Here is a 21,869-nt window from a genome sequence, read left to right on the forward strand (position 1 = left end):
CGGTAACATCCAACCTGCAAGGAAACCCATGACCGGCCCCGAAACCATTTTTGGCCTGAAGGTCGCCACGCTTGCCTCGTCGGGTGTGGCGGCTGTGTTGTCCGTTGCGCTGGACTGGCGCTCCCATGACCTGTTTACGGCCATCGGCTCGATTGTCGCGGGCGTGTTTGTCGCAACCATTGCCACCGAACTCACGCTTGATCTGGCTGGTGTGGCCGACAATCCCGGCTCATGGGGCTATGCTGTTGCCGCCGCCTACGGCATCACCGGGCGCAATCTGATCCTGTGGCTGAAACAGGCCTCCAGCAATCCACCGCAATTGATCAAAGACCTGCTCGGTCTTGGAAAGGGCGGTGGTAAAAATGGCCAGTGATCAGGAAACGCGCCGCAAGGCCCGCTCGGATTATGTCTATCGGCGCATGTCGGCCGCCACCATATCCATGACGCTCAACATCTCGCAGGCCACCTTTGGCCGCTGGAAGAAGGCGGCCAAGGAAGCCGGTGACGATTGGGACATGGCCCGGTCTGCTTCCGTGATTGCAGGCGAAGGCATCGACACGGTTGTTTCTTCCGTGGTCGAGGATTTTGTGCTGATGGCACAGGCGCTTCTGGAAGAGGTCAAAACCGAAGACCTGAGCCTTGATCAGAAGATCAAGCACATGGTTGCCCTGGGTGACGCCATGGTCAAGGTGACGGCCTCGGCGGGCAAGCTTGCGCCCAAGATCAGCCAGCTTGGCGTCGCTCAGGATGTGGTTCAGCACCTGATTGCCTTTGTGCAGGAACAGTTTCCGCAACATATCTCCGTCGTGCAGGAAATCCTCATTCCGTTTGGCGACCGGATTGCCACGGCTTTCGCCCCATGAAGCGCCCGAAACTCAGCCCCACAGTCAGCCCCAAGGATTTTCGGGAAAATCTCGCCCGCATGGCCGACGAGCTGGCCCGCTGGGTGGACCTCTCCGTCACGGCCTTTGCCGCCGACCCCAAGGCGAAGGCGGAACGGCTGGCCAGGGCAAAACACCCGGAAACCGGATTCCGCTTCTTTCTGGAAACCTATCTGCCCCATTATGTGAAGGGCGACCACAGCCGGTTCCATGAAGAAATTTTTGCACGGGTGCCGCAAATCCTAACGTCTGCAAAGGGCGTTCGAGATTTGTTTATCGCCCCGCGTGGCTCGTCCAAATCCACCCACCTGTCGCTCGGTTTTGCGCTCTATTGCCTGTGCCTTGGATACAAGCGTTATATATTGGAAGTCTGCGATGTGTATGCTCAGGCGGCACTCTTGATCGAAGCCATCAAGGCCGAGCTGACCACCAATCCGCGTCTGGCCCATGATTTCCCTGAGGCCACCGGACAAGGCCGGGTGTGGCGCGAGGGCGAGATTGTCACCGCCAACAACATCCGTGTCGAGGGGCTTGGCGCATTGCAAAAGCTGCGTGGCCGTCGCCATGGACCTTATCGCCCAGACCTGATGTTTTTTGACGATCTGGAAAACGACGAAGCGGTGCGCTCTCCCGATCAGCGCAAGAAACTGGAAACATGGATCAAGCGGGCGGCGCTGAAAGTCGGCCCGCCCGATGGCTCCATGGATGTGGTCTGGGTTGGCACCGTGTTACATTATGATGCCGTGCTGGTGCGGGCGGCAAAGTCGCCGGTGTGGCGGGTGGCCGAGTTTCAGGCGATTATCCGTTTTCCTGACCGCATGGACCTTTGGGACCGCTTTGAGGAGTTCTATCACAACGACGGCGAAGACGCTGCCCGTGCATTCTACGATGCCAACAAGGCAGATATGGATGCCGGGGCTATCGTCAACTGGCCGTCGATGCAGCCGCTTGTCTGGCTGATGCTGGAACGCGCCGCCGACCATGACAGTTTCCAGACCGAATATCAGAACAAGCCAATCAGCGAAGGAAGCCCCTTCAACCGCTTGACCTTTTGGACCCTGAGGCAACCCGACCTGATCCATTTCGGTGCGCTGGACCCATCGCTTGGCAAAAAGGGCCATGGCCGCGATCCATCCGCCATTCTGATCGGCGGCTTTAACCGGCTGACCGGCACCATGGATGTGGTGGAAGCCTCCATTCGCCGCCGTCTGCCGGACGTGATCATTGCCGACATCATCGCCCTTCAGCGCGAGTATCGTTGCCTGTTGTGGTTTGTCGAAACGGTGCAGTTTCAGGAATTTTTGCGCACCACACTGATGGTGGAAGCAGCAAAGCAGGGTGTCGGGATTTCTGCCGTGCCGATCATTCCTCATGCCGACAAGGATTTGCGCATTGAACGTCTTCAGCCACCGATTGCCAACGGGTTGATCCGCCTGAACCAGACCCAACAGACCCTGATTGACCAGTTGCAGCAATGGCCGAACGCCGACCACGACGACGGGCCGGATGCGCTGGATATGCTGTGGCAAAACACCCTTCAATATGCGGGCGGTGATCGATCTGCGGGCGTCAGCGCAGGAGTGATGACAGCCGGGCAAACCGGCGCTGACAATTATGGAGATTATCGTCTGTGAGCCGCAAGACCCGGAAAAAAGCAGAATCCTTTGCCGCTGAAACATCCGCAACCGAGCGAAAAAATCTCGGTGTTGAGCAACGCAGCCTGATTGCCAATGCCGCCAATGACATCACCATTCCGTTTTATACCGGTGCGCTTCAACATGCCGATGACACGTTGATCCAGCGCGGCGGTGGCAAGGGTCTTAAAATCTATGATGAGATCAAGCGCGACACCCATGCGTCTGCCTGCCTGACCAAACGCAACAAACATCTGGTAGCGCGTGAGTGGGAGGTGAATGCTGCCTCCGAAAAGCCGCTCGATGTGGAAGCCGCCGATTTTGTGCGCGATGTGTTGAAGACCCTGCCATTTGACCGGATCTGCGAAGACCTTTCCGGGGGCGCATTGCTCAAAGGTTTTGCTGTCAGCGAAATCATCTGGCAGCGCGATGGCAACCGCATCAGGCCGGAAAGGATTGTCAGCCACGATCAGCGCCGCTTTGCTTTTGGTCAGGATGAACGGCCACGGCTGCTCACTTGGACGAATATGAATGACGGCATCGAACTGCCAGACCGAAAATTTATCGTTCATCGTTATGGCGTTGTCGGCAATAATCCTTACGGCCTCGGCCTTGGTCATCAATTGTTCTGGGCGGTGCTGTTCAAGCGTGAGGGCGTGGCCTTCTGGCTGCACTTCCTTGACAAGTTCGCCGGTCCCACCGTCATTGCCGAAACCCCTTACGGTATGTTGAGCGATGAGCAGCGCCGTCTGCTGAACAATCTTGCCAGCATCCGCACCAGCTCTGCCGTGACCGTGCCGGTCGGGACCGCCGTTAAATTCTTGGAAGCGGCCCGTTCCGGCTCGGTCAGCTATCAGGACTGGCTGGATTATTGGGACAAGCAAATCTCAATCTGCATCCTGGGCGAAACGCTCACCACCGACATTGGCTCTAACGGTTCTCGTGCTGCTGCCGAAACCCATGCCGATATGCTGGACCTGCTGGTGGATAGCGATGCCGATCACCTGTCCGATAGTTTGCATGAACAGCTTGTCTGCTGGCTGATCGATTATAACTTTCCGGGTGCTGCCATTCCCCATGTCTGGCGTGTGCGCCCAAGCAACGAGAAGGCCAAGGCCGAAACCCGCAAAGCCAAAGCCGACGCCGCCACCTCGGAACATGCCGCCCTGATCGACATTATCGCCAGTGCTGCCCATATTGAGGATGATGACACCGCCCGCGAATTTATCACGGCCTTCGATCTGACCCATAACTTGTCTGACGAGGCGATTGATCGGCTGGTGGAAGCACGGTTTGCCTTTATGGAGGGCAAGCGACCAAAACGGACGCCCGATCATATGCCTGCATTCTCCACCCTGTTCGGGCCGCTCGGCTCAAAAAAAAACGGCATTTGACGGCAAGCTTTGCCGATGATGCCGACCCCGTCAGTGATCTGACGGATCAGCTCGAAGAGTTGGCCGCAAACCTTTCCACCCGTCGCCTCAACACCATCCGCACCGCCCTTGAGGCAGCAAATGATTATCCAGACGCCGCCCGCGCCATTCTGACCCTTGGCGCAAAATGGACGCCGGATGCGCTTGGCAAACTGTTGGGCGACGGCTTGGAGCTGGCAGCGCTTCAGGGCCGCGAGGCGGTGTTTACGGACGGCGAGGACGACGGCGCACGCTTTGCCGATGCCGACGTGTTCAACCAGCCGTTCAAGGAACAGATCGACTTCTTCACCCAGAAGCGCGGCAAGCCGACCAAAGCGTGGACCGATGCCCTGCGCGGCACCCATGACCGCGCCTTTGTCATTGCCGGAGCAACCGATCTTGCCATGCTCTCGGATTTCCAGACGGCCATTGCCAGTGCCATGCAAAACGGCACTACCTTTGCCGATTTCCAGAAAGACTTTGACAGGATCGTTGCCAAATACGGCTGGGCCTATAAGGGCGAACGCGGCTGGCGCAGCCGGGTGATTTTTGAAACCAACCTGCGCACCAGCCACATGGCCGGTCGCCTGCAACAGATGCGCGACCCGGATGTGCTGAAACTTCGGCCCTATTGGGAATATCGCCACGGCGAAACCCGCAAACCCAAAATTCCCCGTAGCCAGCATGTGGCGTGGCACGGCAAGGTGTTGCGCCACGATGACCCGTTCTGGCAAACCCATTTTCCGCCCAATGACTGGCGCTGCTCCTGCGGTGTCCGCTCTCGTTCCTTGCGGGATTTGAAACGCATGGGCAAAGAAGCGCCCGATCCATCACCGGAAATTCTAACGGCACCCATGTTGGACCCCATCACCGGCCAGTTGATCGAACACCCGCAAGGTGTGGGCTATGGCTGGGATTATGCCCCCGGTGATTTGTGGGAGCGCGGCCTTGTGCCATCCAACCTGATCGAACAAGGCACCGTGCTTGATCACAACCCGCGCATGGCCGTCGAGATCGACGCGCCTGAACCGTTAGAGGATTTGCTCAAAAAGGCCAAACCCTTCAAGGCCAAGGCGCTGCCCGACGGCTTGCCCCCGGAAGATTATGTCCGCGCCTTCCTCAAACCCTTTGGCGGCGACATTGGTAAGGCCGTGCTGTTTGAGGATAAGGCCGGGACGAAAATCCCGATCTCAGATCAATTGTTCCGCGATGTATCGGGTGCGCTCAAAGTCACCAAGCGCGGGCGTCATCGGCTGGTGGCGATGATGGCAGAAGCCTTGATGGACCCGGACGAGATCTGGATGGGCGTTGCGCGAAAGCTCAATGCTGCCGACGGCGAAACCGAGGATCTCGTGTTGGATCGGCGCTATATCCGCCTTGATCCCAAAAGCGGCATTCAGATTGTCTTTGAAATCGGCGAACGTCTCTGGGAAGCCATCACCAGTTATAACCCGACCACCAAAAAGGGCGACCCGGATTTTAACGCGCTGGACCGACGCCGGGGCGGCAAGCTGCTTTACAAACGCCCGAAAGCATAAAAGGCCGGGGTGATCCGGCCTTTGTGTCAGGGAGCTAGCTGGACCACCACCGGTCATCGCGTGCCTGACACTGCAAATATAAGCCAATCATAAGGGAAAGTCGATATGAACGGCATCAGCTACAAGGCCACCATTGATGACGCCGACATGCGCGAAAAGCTGGCCAGCCTGATTGCCAAGATGCAGCGGCCACAGGGCTTTTACAAAAACGTCGGCGAACACCTGCTGAATTCGGTCAAGGACAATTTTGAAGCCGAGACCGCCCCGGATGGCACCCGCTGGAAAACCCTGTCCCAAGCCACACGCGACTTGCGCTCGAAAAAATACGGCAACGCCCCCGTCACCATCCTGCGCGCCTCTGGCGATCTGATGAACTCCATCAACATGCAAGCCAGTGACACCGATGTGCGGATCGGCTCAAGTCTTGTTTACGCCGCCATCCACCAGTTTGGCGGCGATGCTGGCAGAGAAAAGAAGGTCACTATCCCGGCGCGGCCTTATCTTGGGTTGTCCTCGGTCGATGAGGGTGAGGTGGTGGCGATTGCGGAGGAGTGGTTGGCGGTTGACTAACTACAGGACACTATTCGAAACTCGCAGCAACATCTCGCTCGATTTGTCTCTCATGTTCTCGCCAAAGATCGATGTCTCCTTGTAATTGAAGTTCAGCATCGGATAAAGTCTTCGTGATTTCAGGGTCTCCATCAATTATTAAGGCTTTTAACAGAGGCTTTCGTCTCTCCAAAATATCAGCGTAGGAGCCGCTCCAGCAAGTTTGCGAAATTTTAGGTAGATATTCCTTAATAATCGCTCTTTTATCTGGTGCGTTGTTTAATAGGTAAATCGCGATTTTTGACAATGAGGCCTGGTGATTGCCATCACTGTCAGACCTTTCAAAAAGATCACACGTTGCCGCTGCAAATGGGTATCTGTCTATCGGCGATACCTTACACCAAGCCAAAAGGGTTTCTTCTGAAATCTCCATCAACAAAGACTGCTCTTGATCAGAAAAATCACTTCCCATCATCCTACGAGCGGTCTTGTAACTTCCATCATCGTCGGGTTGATAAATTGCATTGAGTGACAGCGTTGGAAAGAACTTAAAAAACGGAGACAATATTTTTCCACGATCAATATTATAGTATCTTTCAGGACGTTTCTCATTATCTAAAAAATTGGTCAGAGCCTTTATTACTTCATTTTCTGAAGCGTTTTCTGAAAGGGCAAAACATAAGGCAGGATTTAATTTGTAATCAAGGCGATAAACATCCGTATTTACCGATGTCCAGTCAACTTCACCAAAAAAAATCAGTGCTACCCTACTAAGGTCACTAATGTATTTAAGGCCCTTTGCATTCTTGCGGTGAATCACGCTGGAAAGTATCTCGAAGGATGCGGAACAGCCGTCCTTTCCATGCTTGTTTAGCTCGCTGAGCAGTGACCCGATTTGATCGGGGGAGAATGTATCTGTGACCCGGTCATTAGCAAGATTACTGAAGCGCCATATTGGCGTCCGGCCATTTTTAATAGCAAGCATAAGCCTATCAAAGGCTTCACTGCCCATGACGCCCTGAGATTGTAGTTCAATAAACCAACTTGACCAGACATCATCATAAAGAGCTCTGTCTAAAAATAGTCCCACAGCTACAGGGTCAATCTCACTCCACCCCGCGATTATGCCGCGAACGACCGTCGTTGAAATAGCCTCTTCTTTCCCGGCGGCTATCAAGATTCGAATTTTTTCTAGAAGATCAGCAACAGGAGCGGCAGACTTTCCTAGACCTCTTCCAAATGAATACTCTCCGAATCCGCCGTATTTTTCTATGAAGCATGGAATAAGCGCATTTATTGCGGCACTATTTTTCCCGACCTGCTCGCCAAGTTTTTCGGCGTATTGTTCTCTAGTTTCCCATGACATGGGGGCATTATCATCGTCAAAATCATAATAATGTGCGCGTCCTTTGGAGAATATACGTGCCATTACTTCAGTTATAAGATCATTTGGTCTGAGAATTTTTTCAAGTTCTTCAATCTCTTTAATTGATTCAGGCTGAGGTTTTGATTTTTGAAAGTGAATTATAGATTTTGCGGCATTCCAACCTTCTGGCCAGCTTTCTATCGAGACAATTCGTTTTGTCATTTCGGCGAGAAAAGGACGTAATTCAGCGATATTCCAAAGTCCTTGAAATTTATTGCCAAGCACAATTTTGATTTCTTCTGCATCTACACCTCCAGATTCAACAATTGACATGCATTTTGTCAGCCACGCCTTAAACCAGTTCTCCACCTCAGCAGCTGTCGCAGGACGCCACCCCGAATTGCGAGGAAGAGATCCGATATCGAGTGGTGGATATGAGGTAAAGTGGGATGTTTTGAGTGTTGCGCCTAACGCGTTAAAACCTAGCGCCTTAATTTGGGGATCGTCACTACTCAACAATTGGTCAACAGCCGCCTGTTTTTGTACCAAAGTTGCATGTGTATAAGAGTAGCAAATATAAAAAAGAGCAAGCAATCGCTCCTTTGCCAATTTTTTATTGTAGTGCTGATCACCGAAATTGGCAAAAGTCACGAGTAAGTCTACAGATTTTTCAAAATATTTAGCATCATACGCAATATGGGCTACGAGCTTGATGAAGCGTCCGCTGTTCCTGTTCAGGATTGAGATGAAATTTGTTATGGATAGAGCTTTAGATATATGCGCGAGCGCCAAATCGGGGGCGAGTGGTGCCAACCAAACAAACATCTGTTCTTGATATTCATTTAGCCCTGCGACGTCGGATAAGCTTCCGTCTGACGACATAATGGATCGCGCTATATCGACCGCCTGTGGGCAACTCTGCAGAAAACTAAGGCGACGAGCAAACGATCGTGCCACACGCTCCGATGTATTAAAAAAGAAATGTTGCGTTACGTCCTCAATATTCCCATTTTCTAAAGCGCGAACAGCAAGATTATTAGCGATGGCATGTGGCAATATTGCTCGCCATTCGCCACGTTCTTGTAGCAAACCACGTCTACGGAGTTCCGCCATGTACCGGGCAAAAACTCCAACCGTGCAATCCGCAAATGATGAAAGCATGGAAAGCTCAGAGGTTTCGCTACGATCCATTCCGTTGAATGAATAAAGTAAGCTAGCCGCTTCGGCGCTCCGTAAAAGATCATCATTCTCTTTGTTGTTTTGGTGAAACAGCCGTTTAAACAGGTCGGCGCTTTGAAGCTGCGCTAAGTCGCCTGATTGCCTAGATGTTGCCGCAAGTGCAAATGCTACACGGGCATTGCCATCTGAATAATCGGCGATACGAATAGCGTCGGCGCTGCTCAAGCCTTGGTATTTCCGCCTAAGAAGGTCGAGAATTGCGTTTGTTGACGTACCCTCCAAACGGTAAACTGAAGTGCCCTCGGTAAAATCATCCCTTACATCATATTCAACGGTGATAAGCTTTAATTGGCAGCCTGGACGGCGGACCAATTGTGAAAGGCGCTCGTGTTCCGCTGGACTGCAATTATCTACAATGATCGTGCAATCGGCTTTTTGGGACTGCAGCGCTTCAACCATGCTGCTTGGCAGTGGGTCGATCACGTTAGATAAATCGCAATAAATAACGCTTTCTGATGCGGGTACCGAATGAGAAGGGAAGACACGGGGATCGAAGAGCGCCTGAACAAAACGGGTTTTACCAACACCTGAAAGCCCGACAATTCGACTTACCGATGGCGCATGTAAATTGCGCCTAAGAGTGTCAATTGCCTGCTCAATTGTTTTACCTTCACTTGCATCTGGCACGAAAACGCGAACTTTATCATCAACAATGTATTCTGCGTTTACATCATGTTCATTGTAAGCCCATGGGCCGTAAGGTTGCCAGCCTCGTATTGGTTCGCCAATCGCTTCTCGTACCCAAGTTACAACCGCAGGAAATTTTTCCACCCAATCGGCTAACCGCCTCATGCAGTAAAAGTCGGCAACTATGATTTCGCCAAAACCATGTGCTTTAAGTGTTTCCTTTATTTTATCGATGCGGTCTTTGAGATGTTTATCAGAGCAGTCGTCACGCGAAGATACAATAATGTATGCTCCATCTTCTGAATATAGCTCACTAAGAACTTCCCGAGGTTTACCCTGCGGTGCCACTTCTCCTGGAATTTTCGATGGGGGAAAAGCCTCCGCCTTCACTTGAAATACGGCGCTCGGCCTTTTTATAAAATCTAGTCCTGTCGAGCCTTTTGCAAGTTTAACTCGAACATCAACGCCTCCGTCCTTCGCGCGCTGATCACCGCCCCACGTCACACCAGACTCCGGTAAGCCAGTTGCACGGCATTCTGCTTTTGCCAAGCGGGCAACGAGCTCCCGAGCCTGCTCATCATTCAATTGTTTGATTTGCTTCTTATCGACGGAGAAAATTGTTCTCATTTAAAATACATCCCCATCGTCCGAACCGAATCAGCGCTATGAATACCCGTGCAGCTTGCAATATTAGGTTATGCAAACGAGTGGCGCTACTATTGGATCAGAGGAAACATGGTTCTGTTTAGAATGACGGCATTGTAAACGTTTGTCCCTCCATTCAAGCAAATGATACGTGTTTTCCAATCCCCTCGCGTTAGACCCCCGTTAGAAACCGGCTACGGCCCCATCCAGCCCGCATCCTTGCGCCACAATTGCAATGCGGGCTTGAAACTCCCCGCCAACTGTCGCATGTTGGCCTTGCGAGACGCATTGAACTGACCGGACCTGACGTCCGGTCTTTTTGTTTTGGGCAAGGCGGCATGGTGGCTTCAGATGATTTCTGGAGCCGATATGACCACCGCATCGAGCACACCCACCAAGACCACCACCGCCCGGATTGAGGTTTTCCGCCCCGGGACGTTTCAGCCGATGGAAGGCGATGCGCTCACCTATACGGCTGCCGATTTGAAGGCGGTGGCGGATGCGTATGACCCGGCAACGGCTCCGGCTCCGGTTGTGGTTGGTCATCCTTCGACTGACGCGCCAGCCTATGCCTGGGCGACGGGGTTTGATTATGACGCCAGCGAAGGGCGGCTTTATGCCACCGTGGGCGAGATCGATCCGGCCTTTTCCGAGGCCGTGAAGGCCGGACGCTATAAAAAGGTCAGCCTGTCATTCTTCCGGCCCGATCATGCGGCCAATCCGGTTCCCGGCACCTGGTATCCCAAACATATCGGCTTTCTGGGCGGTGCGGCTCCGGCGGTGTCGGGATTGAAGAACGTCCAGTTTTCCGCTGCTGACGCCAGCGTCACCGTGTCGGCCGATTTTGGCGAACGCGGTTTTGAAGAGACGTCCAGCCTTTTGCGCTCGCTTCGGGATTTTTTCATCGAGAAGTTTGGCATGGATGACGCCGACAAGGCTTTGCCGTCCTACCGGATTGATTGGCTCTCTGATGCCGAGATCACGCCGCCCGCGCCGCAGCCGTCATTTTCCACACATCCTAATGTTCTTCCGACCACAAAGGAGCCTGTTGTGACACAGCCGAACCCGGACTTTGCCGCCCGCGAAGCCGATCTGAACGCGCGTGAGGCGCGGCTTAAAGCCCGCGAACGCGAAGCCGCAGAGGCCGAAAACGCCGCCTTTGCCGAACAGCTCGTTGTTGATGGCCGCTTGCTGCCCGCCTCAAAAGATAAGGTGGTGTCGATCCTCAACGCCTTGCCCACGGAAACCGCCGTGAGCTTTTCCGCAGGCGAAGCCTCGGTTCCCCTTGCTGATGCCTTGCGTGATCTTTTGGCGGCACAGCCCAAAGCCGTCTCGTTCGGGGCGTTGGATCTGCCGGAAGCCGGTGCAGATGACGTCAGCGCCTCTTTTGCCACCGACGGCAAGCCGGTGGACCCCGCCGCCATGGAGCGCCACACAAAAGCGCTTGCCTATCAGAACCAGCACCCCGGCACGGATTATCTCACTGCCGTGCGGGCTGTCGGTTGACCGGAGGAGTTTGACCCATGCAGTTTTTCCACTCGGTTTATAGCGACACCATCACCGCCACCACGCTGTTCGATGCCTTCGATCTGGTTGGTTTTGACGATGGCAAGATCATCACCGACGACGCAGCCGTGAAAGGCGTGGCGCAGCACCCGGCCACCGAGATCGGTCTTGATGTCGCCGCCACGCTGATCGGCACGTCCCGCGTTCGCGCCCGTGGCGTCATCGCCAAAGGGACCAGGCTGATTTCCGCCGCAAACGGTGGCGTCAAGGCGGCACCCGACAATGCGGCAAACCCGTTTGCCATAGCGCTCACCGATGCCGCCGACGGCGAATTCGTCACCATTCTCATTCGTTAAGGACTTCTCACCCATGACCACCCGCGCCCTCAACCAGCGAACCGCCGCCGTTGTCGATCCGATCCTGTCCACCCATGCCCGTGGCTATCGCAACTCCACCTTTATTGCGGGGGCTTTGTTTCCCCGCGTGTCGATCCCCAACCGTTCCATGCTGGTGATCAAGTTCGGCAAGGAAGCGTTTCGCAAGCTTAACACCCGCCGCGCGCCCGGTTCCGCCACCAAGCGGGTGCAATATGGCTATGCATCCGATCCGGTCGCTCTGGTGCAGGATTCGCTTGAAGGCATTGTGCCGACCGAACACCAGCAGGAAGCGGAAAAGGTGCCGGGCATTGATCTGGGGGCCGGTGCGGTCAACATGGTGCTGGATGTGCTCGACCTCAATCTTGAGGTTGAGAGTGCCCGCCTTGCCCGCGATCCCGCCAATTATGACGCCAACCACAAGCTGGCGCTGACAGGCACCGACCGCTGGACCGATCCGGACAGCGACCCGAAAGCGGATTTCGATGAGGCCCGGGAAATCATTCGCCGCTCGATTGGCCGCTATCCCAACACGTTGGCGCTTGGCCCCAACAGCGGCAATGCGCTCAAAAACCACCCGAAGATCAAGGAGCAGTTCAAATATACCGGGCGCGACTCGATCACGGCAGAGATGATTGCCGCCTATTTCGACATCAAAAAGGTCGTCATCGGTGCTGCTGTCTATCTGCCGGAAACGGCGGATGACGCCACCCTTGCCAATGACGTCTGGGGCGATGATGCGATCCTCGCCTATGTGCCGGAAACGGGCGATAATTTTCAGGTGCCGTCGTTTGCTTATACCTATGAGCTGACCGGCTATCCGCAGGTCGAGCAGCCTTATTATGAGCGGCCCATCAAGTCATGGGTCTATCCGACCACAGCCGAACGCCGCCCTTATCTGGTCGGGGCCGAAGGCGGTTTCCTGTTTCAGGGGGCGGGGTCCAAATGAGCGATCTTGTTTCCGTAACGCTGACCGGCCCGGCCAAGATCGGCGGTATCCGCAAGCCAGCGGGAACCACCGTTTCGGTCAGCACCATGCTCGCTCTTCAGCTGGCCGCGTCCGGTGTCATCAACCCCGAACTTGCACAATCACTCTCCGACGCGGTGAGCGCCACGCCGTTGGAACACGATTTTCAGGCGGTGGTGGATGCTGCCGTGGCTGAACGGCTGGCCGTGCTGGAGACGAAAGCGGCTGAAGACCTGAACGCCGCTCATGAGCGGATTGCGGAACTGGAGCGGCAATTGTCCGAGAAGGCCAAGCCGGAAGCCGCCAAGACTGCAAAAGCCGCCAAAGCCACCACAACCCCATAAGGCCCGCAGCTCACGACCTCTCAAGCAGGGCCTTATGCAGCGGGATGGTTGAGCCTCCCGACCATCCCGCTGTCTTTCTCCAACAGGATCATGCCCATGTCGCGTTTTCTAACGGTTGATGACTTTACCAGCGCATTTGGCCTTGCCGAGGTCGCGCAAATTGCGGGCATTGGCCATCTGAATGATCCGGCTGGCCGCAGCCTCGATACCGTCAAGATCGAAACCGCCATCACATGGGCGGAAGACATTCTGATCGGCTATGCCCGCGCCCGTTATAAAATCATCGAAACCTTGACGCCAGACACCACCCCGCCACTGGTCAAGGGTCTGATTGCCGATGTGGCGCGCTATCGTTTGCGCGACAAATCCGGTGGGCAGGGGCAAGTGTCGGAAACCGTCAAGGAACGCCATGACGCTGCCATGGCCAATATCAAGGCTGTCGCCACCGGCAAGTTCGAGCTGCCGATTGCGGGCGAAGCCGCCAATGGCGAGGCCGGTTCTGTTGGCAGCCAGGCAGTTATTCCACCATCGCCGGTGACCACCATATTGCATGGGTGGCGCTGATGGAAACCAGCCTGCGCACCGTTCGGTTGTCTTCCATCATCGAACAGGTGGAAGACGCGCTGTTGACCGTGCTGAAGGAGAATGTCTCCGGTCAGTGCAAGGTCGATGCCTTTCCCAACAATCCGGCACTTTATGATTTTGATGGCCTGCCTGCCGCTTTGCTCATTCATTATACCGGGTCACGGTTTGCGCCTGCCAAAGGGCCAGCCAACACCACCCAAGCCCGTGCCATGGAGTTTTCGCTGGTGTTGCTGGTCCGCTCATTGCGCGGCGAAGGCGGGGCTTACGCCCATCTCGACGATATTCGCCTTGCCATTCAAGGCCGCAGCTTTGCGGGCGCTGGCCCCGCAGCACTCGCCCGCGATCAGCTGAATGAAGAGAAAGACGGCGTCTGGCGTTGGGAAATCCGTGTGTCGCTGCCGATCCCCGCTGTTGCCCGCAACTATCAACCGCCCGCACCGCTGATGCGACCGGGCTTTTCCACCCCCTGAAGGAGACGAAGGACATGGCAAAGACCCCGCAAGCCCCTCAACACCCCCTCAAGCAATCCTATCGTTATTCCGGCCCGGTCACGGCGCTCGATGTTGAGGGCGAGGCCAGCCGTTTGTTGTTTCCCGGCACGTCCTATCGTGACCTGCCGGATGACAGCATCGTGGTGCAAAACCTGATCGAACGCCGTTTGCTGGTAGCCGAGACCGGAACCAACGACGCGGCCACCGTCACCGCCGAACCATCCACCGCAAGCGAAGGAGCCTGATATGGCCGCCACATTCCACCATGGCCCCGAGGTCATTGAACATAAGGATGGCGTTACCGTTGTGCGTGACGTCAAATCCGCCGTCACCTATGTGAACGGCACAGCCCCGATCCATGATGTGCACGACACCGCAGACAAACGGGCCGCCTACATCAACAAGCGGGTGATTATCCGTTCCCGCGCTGAAGCTTCCGCTGCTTTTGGCCTGCATCAGGCGGGCTATACCATCCCCGCAGCCCTTGATGCCATCTTTGACCAGGGCGATGGCGGCACCATCATCGTCAACAACGTCTTTGACCCCGACACCCATAAGGAAGGCACCACGCCCGACCCGTCGAAGGTGACAACGCAGGACATTAACGGCACGATCACGCCTGCCGGTCTCGCCACCGGCTTTTCCGGGGCCTATGAGTGCTACAACACATTCGGCTATTTCCCCAAGCTGATCATTGCGCCTGGCTATTCGCCGTCAAGCCTTGTCCGCACCGAGATGGATGTGGTCGCCTCCCGCCTGAACGCGCTGGCGATTGCCGATTTGCCATTGGGCCTTACCAAGCAACAGGCCGTGGAAACACGCGGGGCCAGCGGCATCGCCAATACGTCCAGCGCCCGCACGGTTTTGACCTATCCGCATGTGGTGATTGAAGACACGACCGGGGCGGCAGAAACCCGGCTGGACCCGCTATCGTCCCGGCTGGCGGGCGTGATCATTGCAACAGACTTGAACGACGGTTGGCACCATTCGCCGTCCAACCGCGAGATCAAGGGTGTCGTCGATCTGGAAACGGCCATCAACTTCTACCCGTCCGATTATCAGAACGACACCAATTTTCTGAATGAGGCTGGAATCGTTACCGCCATGCGCTCCTTTGCCACCGGGTTTCGCACGTTCGGCAATCGCTCGGCAGCGTTTCCGTCGTCGTCGCATGTCGAGAATTTCATTCACGCCCGGCGCATTCTCGATATGACCCATGAGGCCATCATCTTCTTTCTGATGAACTATGTGGACCGTCTCGGCACCCGCCAGAATATCGAAGCGGCGGAAGAAGGCGTGAATGCCTACCTGCGCACCAAGATCGGCGACGGCGTGTTTTACGGGGCCAAATTCCGCTTTGACACGGCCAAGAACACGGCGGCGCAAATTGCCGATGGCCGGTTCTATTACAGGTTCGAGTGCCACCCGACATCGATCATGGAGCGCATCACCGTCGACAGTTACGTCGATACCAAATTCATCTCTGACGCGCTGTCACTGGCCGCATAAGAAGGGACATACACCATGGCACGCAAAACCGGACAGATCACCCAGGCCGATTGCTATATCAACGAGGTCGATGTCTGCGGACGGGTGGCGGAACTGGATATGGGTGAGATTGCCCATACCGAGATTGAGCATAAAACCCTTGGTCAGATCGGCGTTCTCAAACTGCCGGGCCGCCCGGTCGAGGCCATTGAAGGCAAGATCAGCTTTGAATGGCTGGATGAGGAAGTCTCGCGCTCGATCCTCAACCCGACCAAGACTCACAAGCTGCAAATCCATTCCTATGTCGATATTTTCGATGCCGATGGCCTCAACTCCGATCAGTCCCACACGCTGATCACCCATATCGGTTTCCAGACGATGAAGACCGGGGGCCGCACCGCCAAGCTTGGCGAGAACCTTGCCCAGGAGCATGACATTTCCATCACGTCATTCAAGCAATCGGTCTATGGCGGCGAAACGCCGATCATCGAATTTGACGCCTGGAACAACATTTACCGCGTCAACGGCGAGGATGTCTGGCCGAGATAGCGGCCAGCTTTTTCCTCTCTCAGCCCCAATTTCTAACGCGCACCGAGGAATGATCTCATGACAGACAAAGACACCGCCACCGAGTTCAAAGGCGTCCGCGCCAAGCTTCTGGCCAACAAGGCCGCCAAATCCGGCTCTTACGATTTCCCGCTTGCCGAATGCGGCGTTATCGCGTCCATTCCGAATTTCATCAATCACGGCCTCTGGATGAAGGCGCAGCGCATTGCCAAGGGCGACACCACAAAGGCCCAAGCTGCCTTCATCTGCGAAACCGTGCTGTTCGATGGCGAGAAGCTGACCATCACCGACCTGTCCGAACTGGTGCCGGCAGGCGATACGCTGTCCCTGATTGGAGAAGTGTTCGGCAAGGGCGAAGATGATGAAACGGACGACGGACAAGGGGGAAAGGGCAAGACCAAAGCGGCCTGATCCTCTCGGTTCCCGCCCAACACCTCTTCATGATCGAAAAGGGCTGGACGCATGACACGCTGAATGGCATGAGTGAGGCAGAATTCGGCTGGTGGTATGAGGAAGCCATCACGCTGGAACAGGCCAAGGCCGACGCCATCCGCGAGGCACAAAGCAAGTAAATCGGGCAAATAGACGGACCAATCGTCCGGCCATCCATCACCTTAAAATATGCGACCTCTGGCAGGTATTCCCGCCGGAGGTTTTTTATGCGCTTTGCCATGATTTTCGAGGGCATTGACCGTGCCACCAAGGTCATGAACAAGATCATGGCGGCGGAAAAGGCAACGGCTGCTGCCAGCGCCGCCAACGCTCAAAAAGCAACCGCCGCCACGCAAGCCGCAACGACAGCAACAGCCAAGCAGAGAACGGCGACTGGCCGGGCATCATCCGCATTGGTCGCGATGGGGTCAGCTGCGCGTGGGGGCTATCGCACCGTCGTCTCCGGCGCCAATGCCGCCGCCCGCGCAACGGCAGCCCTTCATCGTGCCACCGTCAATCTTGCAAGCTCCGGCATCGGCCAGATTGGCTCAGGCGGCAAGAAAGCCTTTCGTGGCTTTGCGCTGGCCGCAGCCATTGGCGCGGCGGGTGCCACCACGGCCTTCGGTGCGTCGGCAACTGCCGCCACGCAATTGGTCGGCGTTGCCTCGCAGTTCGAGAAATTCCAGACCATTTTGGAAACCACGGAAGGCTCCAGCGCCAAGGCCAGGACGGCCATGAACTGGGTGGCCGATTTTGCCGCCAAAACACCCTATGAGCTTTCCGAAGTCACCGACAGCTTTGTGAAGATGCGGGCCTATGGGCTTGATCCCACCAAGGGCCTGTTAAAATCGCTGGGCGATACCTCTGCCGCCATGGGCAAGCCGCTAACGCAGGCGGTGGAAGCTATGGCCGACGCCGTGACGGGCGAGAATGAGCGTCTGAAAGAATTTGGCGTCACCGCCTCCAAGACCGGCAACAAGATCACCTATTCCTATACCAATGCGGCTGGCAAGCAGATGAAAGCCTCGGTCAAAGCCAGTGACCGCATGGCAATCCAGACCAAGCTGATGGCGATCTTCAATGAGAAGTATGGCGGGGCCATGGAAAAGCTCTCCGCCACATGGGAAGGCATGATGTCGAACATTGCCGACATCTGGAGCCAGTTCCAGCTCGCCATCATGAATGCCGGGCTGTTCGACTGGATGAAGGGCAAGCTCAAGCTTCTGCTCGATACGCTCAACCAGATGAAAGACAGCGGCACCTTTGACGCATGGGCCAAGCAGATCTCGGACAATATCCTGTTTGTCCTGCAAAACGCATGGAAGTTTGCGCAACAGGTCTGGCAGGCGTTTCAAACCCTGTCTAGTTATCTTTCCGCCGCGTCCGATTATGTTGGCGGCTGGAAAAACCTCGCCGCCATCCTCGCAGGCCTTGCTTTTGCACCGGCGCTGGTATCCACGGCGGTGGGCCTTGTGCAAATTGCCATCGGTCTTTCCATGCTATCCGCTGCCCTGATGGCCAATCCCATCGTGTTGATCGTTGCTGCCATCGTGGCCGCAGCCGTTGCCATCTATGTCTATTGGCAACCGATCAAAGCCTTTTTTGTCGGCGTGTGGGATGCGATTGCCAAGGGTGCCAAGGCAGCATGGGCGGCTGTCACCAGCTGGCTTGGCTTTGATCCTCTCGCCATGCTGTCTTCCGGCTGGCAGTTCTTGTCAGCCACCATTGCCGCCGCATGGGATGCTTTGCCGCCGCTGACATGGGATAATGTCATCACGGCACTGGATTGGATCAGCTGGATATCGCCCTTGCGCTGGCTGGATTTTATTCCCGGCTTTTCATGGGCCGGAATTATCTCCGGGGCGCTGGATTGGGGCCAGTATATTGTCAGCCTTGATTGGACAAAATACCTGCCGGCCTTTTCATGGCCTGAACTGCCGTCCTTCCATTGGCCGCAAATCCCGGTGCTGGAATTGCCGTCACTGCCCGATATTGCGGGCTGGATCGGGGCCTTTGGCGACAAGGCCATAGGTGCGATTGAGGCTTTATCCTCGCGTCTTGGCACGGCATGGGCCAAGGTCAAGTCAGCCTTCAGCTTTGGCGAGGCCAAGGCCGATATTGCGGTAACCGATCCGGCCACCATTCAGGCGGCTGCCAATGCCACGGCTGACCTGAAAGCCGATATGCAGGCCGTGGCGGCCATCGACACCGGCCCCGCCATGGAACGCTTACAAGCTCTGGACAAAGCGGCAAAGTCGATCCTGCCCGCCATCACAGCGGCAGTGCGCCAGGCGCAAACCTTCCTCGGGAACGTCTCATTCTACAATCAGGGTGCCGCCCTGATGGATACCATGGCCGCAGGCATTCGCGCCCGCGCTTCCGTTGCCGTGGCAGAGATTGCCAAGGTTGCCCAGATGATGCGCGATCATCTGCCGTCATCGCCCGCCAAGATCGGGCCGCTGTCCGACATTCACCGGCTCAAGTTTGGCGAGACCATTGCCGAATCGATCCGGCCCGCGCCCATGGTCAAAGCCATGCGGGCGGCAGCGTTAGCGACAATGGGGGCAGCGGCGATTACCGCACCCGCTTTGGCTGGCCCCGACGTGTCACCCTCAACAGTGGCCGCAACCACTGCCGCCAGCCAGACCCAGGCCGAGGCCGCACGGGCGCAGATTGCCAGCGCCGCCCTGCAAGCCAGCCCGCAAGCCGCGTCCACAAATGCAGCACCCGTCACCCTGCAATTCAGCCCCACGATCAAATGGGACGGCCAAACGCCGCCCGCGACGATGAAGACCGAGTTTGACAAGCTGATGCGCGACAGCGCCCGCAAGCTGGCCGACCTGATGGAAGAAGAACAGCGCCGCCGCAACCGGAGAAACGTCTGATGATCTATCTGCTTGGCTCCATTCCGCTGGGGGTCGTGCCGCTGACCGGGCCGATGGCGCATGACTTTTCCTATGCCAACACCTTTGCGCAGCACATGCCGACCAGAGGCAAGCCGGTGCTGCAGGAGATTGGCGAGGAACTGGATACGCGCAATTTTTCCTTCTTCTTTTCGGAGGAATTTTGCTCCCCCGCGACCGAGCTTGCCAAGCTGGAAGCCGCCTTTGCGTTAAAAACGCCGATGCCTCTGGTGCTTGGCAACGGGGTTTTTAACGGCAAGCGCTATGTGGTCGAGATGCTGTCCGGCCAGATCGTCAAGACCGGTCGCAACGGCGCGCCGGTGAGGATCGAGGCAAGGATCGGCCTTCTCGAAGACCCGGTTGCCGGTGGCCTGTTTGGCCTTCTGAACGCTATTGCCAAATCACGCGCACCAGCCCTTTCCGGCTCGGCGGCAACCAATCCGGAGGTGAAGAAGTGACGACATTGACCGGGGATTATTTTGAATACACCACCATCGCAGGCGACCGCTGGGACATGCTGGCCTATCGCTATTATGGCGACCAATACAAGCAAACGGTGCTGATTGAGGCCAACCGCCATCTTTATCTCGATGCGCTCACCGTACCGCCGTTGGTGTTGCCGCAAGGGGTAAAGCTCAAAATCCCGGTGATCACCGAGACCGCCAGCAACATCGACCTGTTGCCGCCTTGGAAGCGCGATAACCCCAGTTATGGAGCCTGATCATGGCCTCAAAACCCTACTTTTCGTTGATCTATCAGGGCGTGGACATATCCAGCGAACTCGACCCGGAAACCACCGCCATTCGCTACACCGACAATCACCACGGCAAGGTCGATGAGATTGACGTGACCGTGCAGGACAAAGACGGACGCTGGAAAGGATCATGGAAGCCCGAACCCGGCGACACCATGAGCCTGACCATCTTTGACGGCAATGGCGGCATTCTGCCCTGCGGTGATTTCGAGATGGACGAGCCGGAAGCCTCTGGCGACCGGGGTGGCGACATCATGACCATTCGCGGGCTGGCAGCACCCATCTCCAAACCCTTGCGCACATCCAAGACCCGCGCCTTTGAAAAGCAAAGCCTTCGCGCCATTGTTTCCAAAGTTGCCAGCGAAAACGGCCTGACGCTCGAAGGCGAGATTGACAATCTGACCTTTGAGCGTGTCACCCAACGGCGCGAACGCGATCTGGAATTTCTAACGCGCTTGGCCGAGGACACCGGTCATTATTTTACCGTGCGCGGCAAACGCGCCGTGTTTACCTCCATCAAATCCGTGGATGGCAGAGCGGCAGCGCTCACCATTAGCCACACGCAAGTCGGCACGACTTTGACCCATTACCGCCTGAAGGAACAGACGGCAGAGACCTATTCCAAGGCCAGGGTCAAACACATGCACGACCGCGATAAAAAGCTGATCGACGAGGAAGAGGAAGACGGCGACGTCAAAACCGGCGATACGCTCAACATCACGGGTGAGCGGGTCGAAACGCCCGCCCATGCCAAGGCGCTGGCCCGATCGCGGATGCATTTCAAAAACCGCAAACGCCGCTCCGGCTCCATCACCCTGATTGGCGATGTGCGGGCTTTGGCGGGTGTGGTGGTGGATATGACCGATTTTGGCAAATATTCGGGCCGCTATCTGATTGACCGCTCCACCCACGACATGAGCCGTTCCGGCTATACCACGGAGGCCGAGCTGGTCGATGCGCGCAAGTAACGAATACGCCCAAAACCCCACCATCCGCCGTGGCGTTGTGGTGGACCGCGACCCCTCCACGATGCGCGTCAAGGTGCGATTTGAAGACGAAGACGACGTGGTCACCCAATGGATCGACGTCACCGCCAAATCCGCCACTGGCACCTCCGCTTTCCAGATGCCCGGCCACAATGACGAGGTCTGGTGCGCCATGGATGCCAAGGGCGAAGCGGGATGCTTGCTTGGCTCTCGCTATAATTCCAAGGACGCCCCGCCCGCCAACAGCAATGATTTGGTGACGATGACATTTGAAGGCGGCTTTATCCAGCTTGATACCGCTAGCGGCAACGTCACCCTGAAATCACCCGGCAGTGTGACCATTGAGGCGGCAGGGGATGTGAAGATCACTGCCTCTAATATTGTATTGGAGAGTGGCAAGCTGACCCACAATGGTAAGAATGTGGGCCATGATCATGTGCATAGCGGGGTGGTTCCCGGTGGTGGGGTGTCGGGAACCCCACCTTCGTAAATCAGATATTCGATTTCATTTAGAATGCTAATCAGACTTTTTGCGCCGCCCACCCCTTGGCTTCCCGTCCTCCCAGCTTAGATCAGCACGA

The 21,869-nt window shown here is 56.1% G+C and carries 23 protein-coding genes; 22 read left to right on the plus strand and 1 reads right to left on the minus strand.

The window, feature by feature from the left end:
* The first annotated feature begins 28 nt into the window (after positions 1–28).
* The 6 genes from NAC44_RS01890 (at position 29) to NAC44_RS01915 (ending at position 6,035) form a co-directional block, all read left to right on the plus strand.
* Positions 29–373, plus strand: coding sequence for a hypothetical protein (locus NAC44_RS01890; RefSeq protein WP_250937244.1), 345 nt, complete (start codon positions 29–31; stop codon positions 371–373).
* Positions 363–863 carry a DUF1804 family protein gene (locus NAC44_RS01895; RefSeq protein ID WP_250937245.1) on the plus strand — a complete coding sequence of 167 codons (501 nt, stop codon included), beginning with the start codon at positions 363–365 and terminating at the stop codon, positions 861–863. The genes NAC44_RS01890 and NAC44_RS01895 overlap by 11 nt, the downstream gene beginning before the upstream one ends.
* Entirely contained in the window at positions 860–2,515 is a 1,656-nt protein-coding gene (gene terL, locus NAC44_RS01900; protein WP_250937246.1) for a phage terminase large subunit, read from the plus strand. Before NAC44_RS01895 ends, terL begins: the two co-directional genes overlap by 4 nt.
* On the plus strand, positions 2,512–3,909 hold the full coding sequence (locus tag NAC44_RS01905; protein ID WP_250937247.1) for a phage portal protein family protein: 1,398 nt from the start codon (positions 2,512–2,514) through the stop codon (positions 3,907–3,909). Before terL ends, NAC44_RS01905 begins: the two co-directional genes overlap by 4 nt.
* Positions 3,906–5,465 (plus strand): PBECR2 nuclease fold domain-containing protein, encoded by a 1,560-nt coding sequence (locus NAC44_RS01910; RefSeq protein ID WP_250937249.1) that lies wholly within the window; start codon positions 3,906–3,908, stop codon positions 5,463–5,465. The genes NAC44_RS01905 and NAC44_RS01910 overlap by 4 nt, the downstream gene beginning before the upstream one ends.
* Positions 5,466–5,570: 105 nt before the next feature.
* Entirely contained in the window at positions 5,571–6,035 is a 465-nt protein-coding gene (locus tag NAC44_RS01915; RefSeq protein ID WP_250937250.1) for a phage virion morphogenesis protein, read from the plus strand.
* 10 nt (positions 6,036–6,045) lie between these two features.
* Here NAC44_RS01915 and NAC44_RS01920 read toward each other — a convergent pair whose 3' ends face one another.
* Complete coding sequence (locus NAC44_RS01920) at positions 6,046–9,873, minus strand: ATP-binding protein (RefSeq protein WP_250937252.1); 3,828 nt, start codon at positions 9,871–9,873, stop codon at positions 6,046–6,048.
* Between the two features lie 387 nt (positions 9,874–10,260).
* Between NAC44_RS01920 and NAC44_RS01925 the strand changes: the two genes are divergently transcribed.
* The 16 genes from NAC44_RS01925 (at position 10,261) to NAC44_RS01995 (ending at position 21,778) form a co-directional block, all read left to right on the plus strand.
* A complete protein-coding gene (locus tag NAC44_RS01925; RefSeq protein WP_250937254.1) occupies positions 10,261–11,397 on the plus strand; it encodes a hypothetical protein in 1,137 nt (378 codons plus the stop codon).
* Positions 11,398–11,414: 17 nt separating this feature from the next.
* Entirely contained in the window at positions 11,415–11,753 is a 339-nt protein-coding gene (locus NAC44_RS01930) for a capsid cement protein (RefSeq protein WP_250937256.1), read from the plus strand.
* 13 nt (positions 11,754–11,766) lie between these two features.
* Positions 11,767–12,720, plus strand: coding sequence for a major capsid protein (locus NAC44_RS01935; protein WP_250937257.1), 954 nt, complete (start codon positions 11,767–11,769; stop codon positions 12,718–12,720).
* Entirely contained in the window at positions 12,717–13,082 is a 366-nt protein-coding gene (locus NAC44_RS01940; protein WP_250937258.1) for a hypothetical protein, read from the plus strand. The genes NAC44_RS01935 and NAC44_RS01940 overlap by 4 nt, the downstream gene beginning before the upstream one ends.
* Positions 13,083–13,178: 96 nt before the next feature.
* Entirely contained in the window at positions 13,179–13,646 is a 468-nt protein-coding gene (locus NAC44_RS01945) for a phage protein Gp36 family protein (RefSeq protein ID WP_250937259.1), read from the plus strand.
* The gene (locus tag NAC44_RS01950; protein ID WP_250937260.1) at positions 13,646–14,137 is read left to right on the plus strand and encodes a Gp37 family protein; all 492 of its coding nucleotides are present in this window, start codon (positions 13,646–13,648) and stop codon (positions 14,135–14,137) included. Before NAC44_RS01945 ends, NAC44_RS01950 begins: the two co-directional genes overlap by 1 nt.
* A 14-nt stretch (positions 14,138–14,151) precedes the next feature.
* The gene (locus NAC44_RS01955; protein WP_250937261.1) at positions 14,152–14,403 is read left to right on the plus strand and encodes a hypothetical protein; all 252 of its coding nucleotides are present in this window, start codon (positions 14,152–14,154) and stop codon (positions 14,401–14,403) included.
* 1 nt (position 14,404) lies between these two features.
* Positions 14,405–15,667, plus strand: coding sequence for a phage tail sheath family protein (locus tag NAC44_RS01960; protein WP_250937262.1), 1,263 nt, complete (start codon positions 14,405–14,407; stop codon positions 15,665–15,667).
* A gap of 15 nt (positions 15,668–15,682) precedes the next feature.
* Entirely contained in the window at positions 15,683–16,195 is a 513-nt protein-coding gene (locus tag NAC44_RS01965; protein WP_250937263.1) for a phage major tail tube protein, read from the plus strand.
* A gap of 57 nt (positions 16,196–16,252) precedes the next feature.
* The gene (locus tag NAC44_RS01970; protein ID WP_250937264.1) at positions 16,253–16,624 is read left to right on the plus strand and encodes a hypothetical protein; all 372 of its coding nucleotides are present in this window, start codon (positions 16,253–16,255) and stop codon (positions 16,622–16,624) included.
* A 29-nt stretch (positions 16,625–16,653) separates the two neighbouring features.
* The gene (locus NAC44_RS21195) at positions 16,654–16,785 is read left to right on the plus strand and encodes a hypothetical protein (protein WP_274706743.1); all 132 of its coding nucleotides are present in this window, start codon (positions 16,654–16,656) and stop codon (positions 16,783–16,785) included.
* Positions 16,786–16,872: 87 nt separating this feature from the next.
* Positions 16,873–19,530, plus strand: coding sequence for a tape measure protein (locus NAC44_RS01975; RefSeq protein WP_250937265.1), 2,658 nt, complete (start codon positions 16,873–16,875; stop codon positions 19,528–19,530).
* The gene (locus NAC44_RS01980) at positions 19,530–20,006 is read left to right on the plus strand and encodes a phage tail protein (RefSeq protein WP_250937266.1); all 477 of its coding nucleotides are present in this window, start codon (positions 19,530–19,532) and stop codon (positions 20,004–20,006) included. The genes NAC44_RS01975 and NAC44_RS01980 overlap by 1 nt, the downstream gene beginning before the upstream one ends.
* A complete protein-coding gene (locus tag NAC44_RS01985) occupies positions 20,003–20,269 on the plus strand; it encodes a tail protein X (RefSeq protein WP_250937268.1) in 267 nt (88 codons plus the stop codon). Before NAC44_RS01980 ends, NAC44_RS01985 begins: the two co-directional genes overlap by 4 nt.
* Positions 20,270–20,271: 2 nt before the next feature.
* A complete protein-coding gene (locus NAC44_RS01990; protein ID WP_250937269.1) occupies positions 20,272–21,270 on the plus strand; it encodes a phage late control D family protein in 999 nt (332 codons plus the stop codon).
* The gene (locus tag NAC44_RS01995; protein WP_250937271.1) at positions 21,257–21,778 is read left to right on the plus strand and encodes a hypothetical protein; all 522 of its coding nucleotides are present in this window, start codon (positions 21,257–21,259) and stop codon (positions 21,776–21,778) included. The genes NAC44_RS01990 and NAC44_RS01995 overlap by 14 nt, the downstream gene beginning before the upstream one ends.
* Positions 21,779–21,869: the final 91 nt, after the last annotated feature.

Origin of the sequence: Allorhizobium sonneratiae (assembly GCF_023700755.1) — a bacterium.
GTDB classification, from domain to species: Bacteria; Pseudomonadota; Alphaproteobacteria; order Rhizobiales; family Rhizobiaceae; genus Allorhizobium; species Allorhizobium sonneratiae.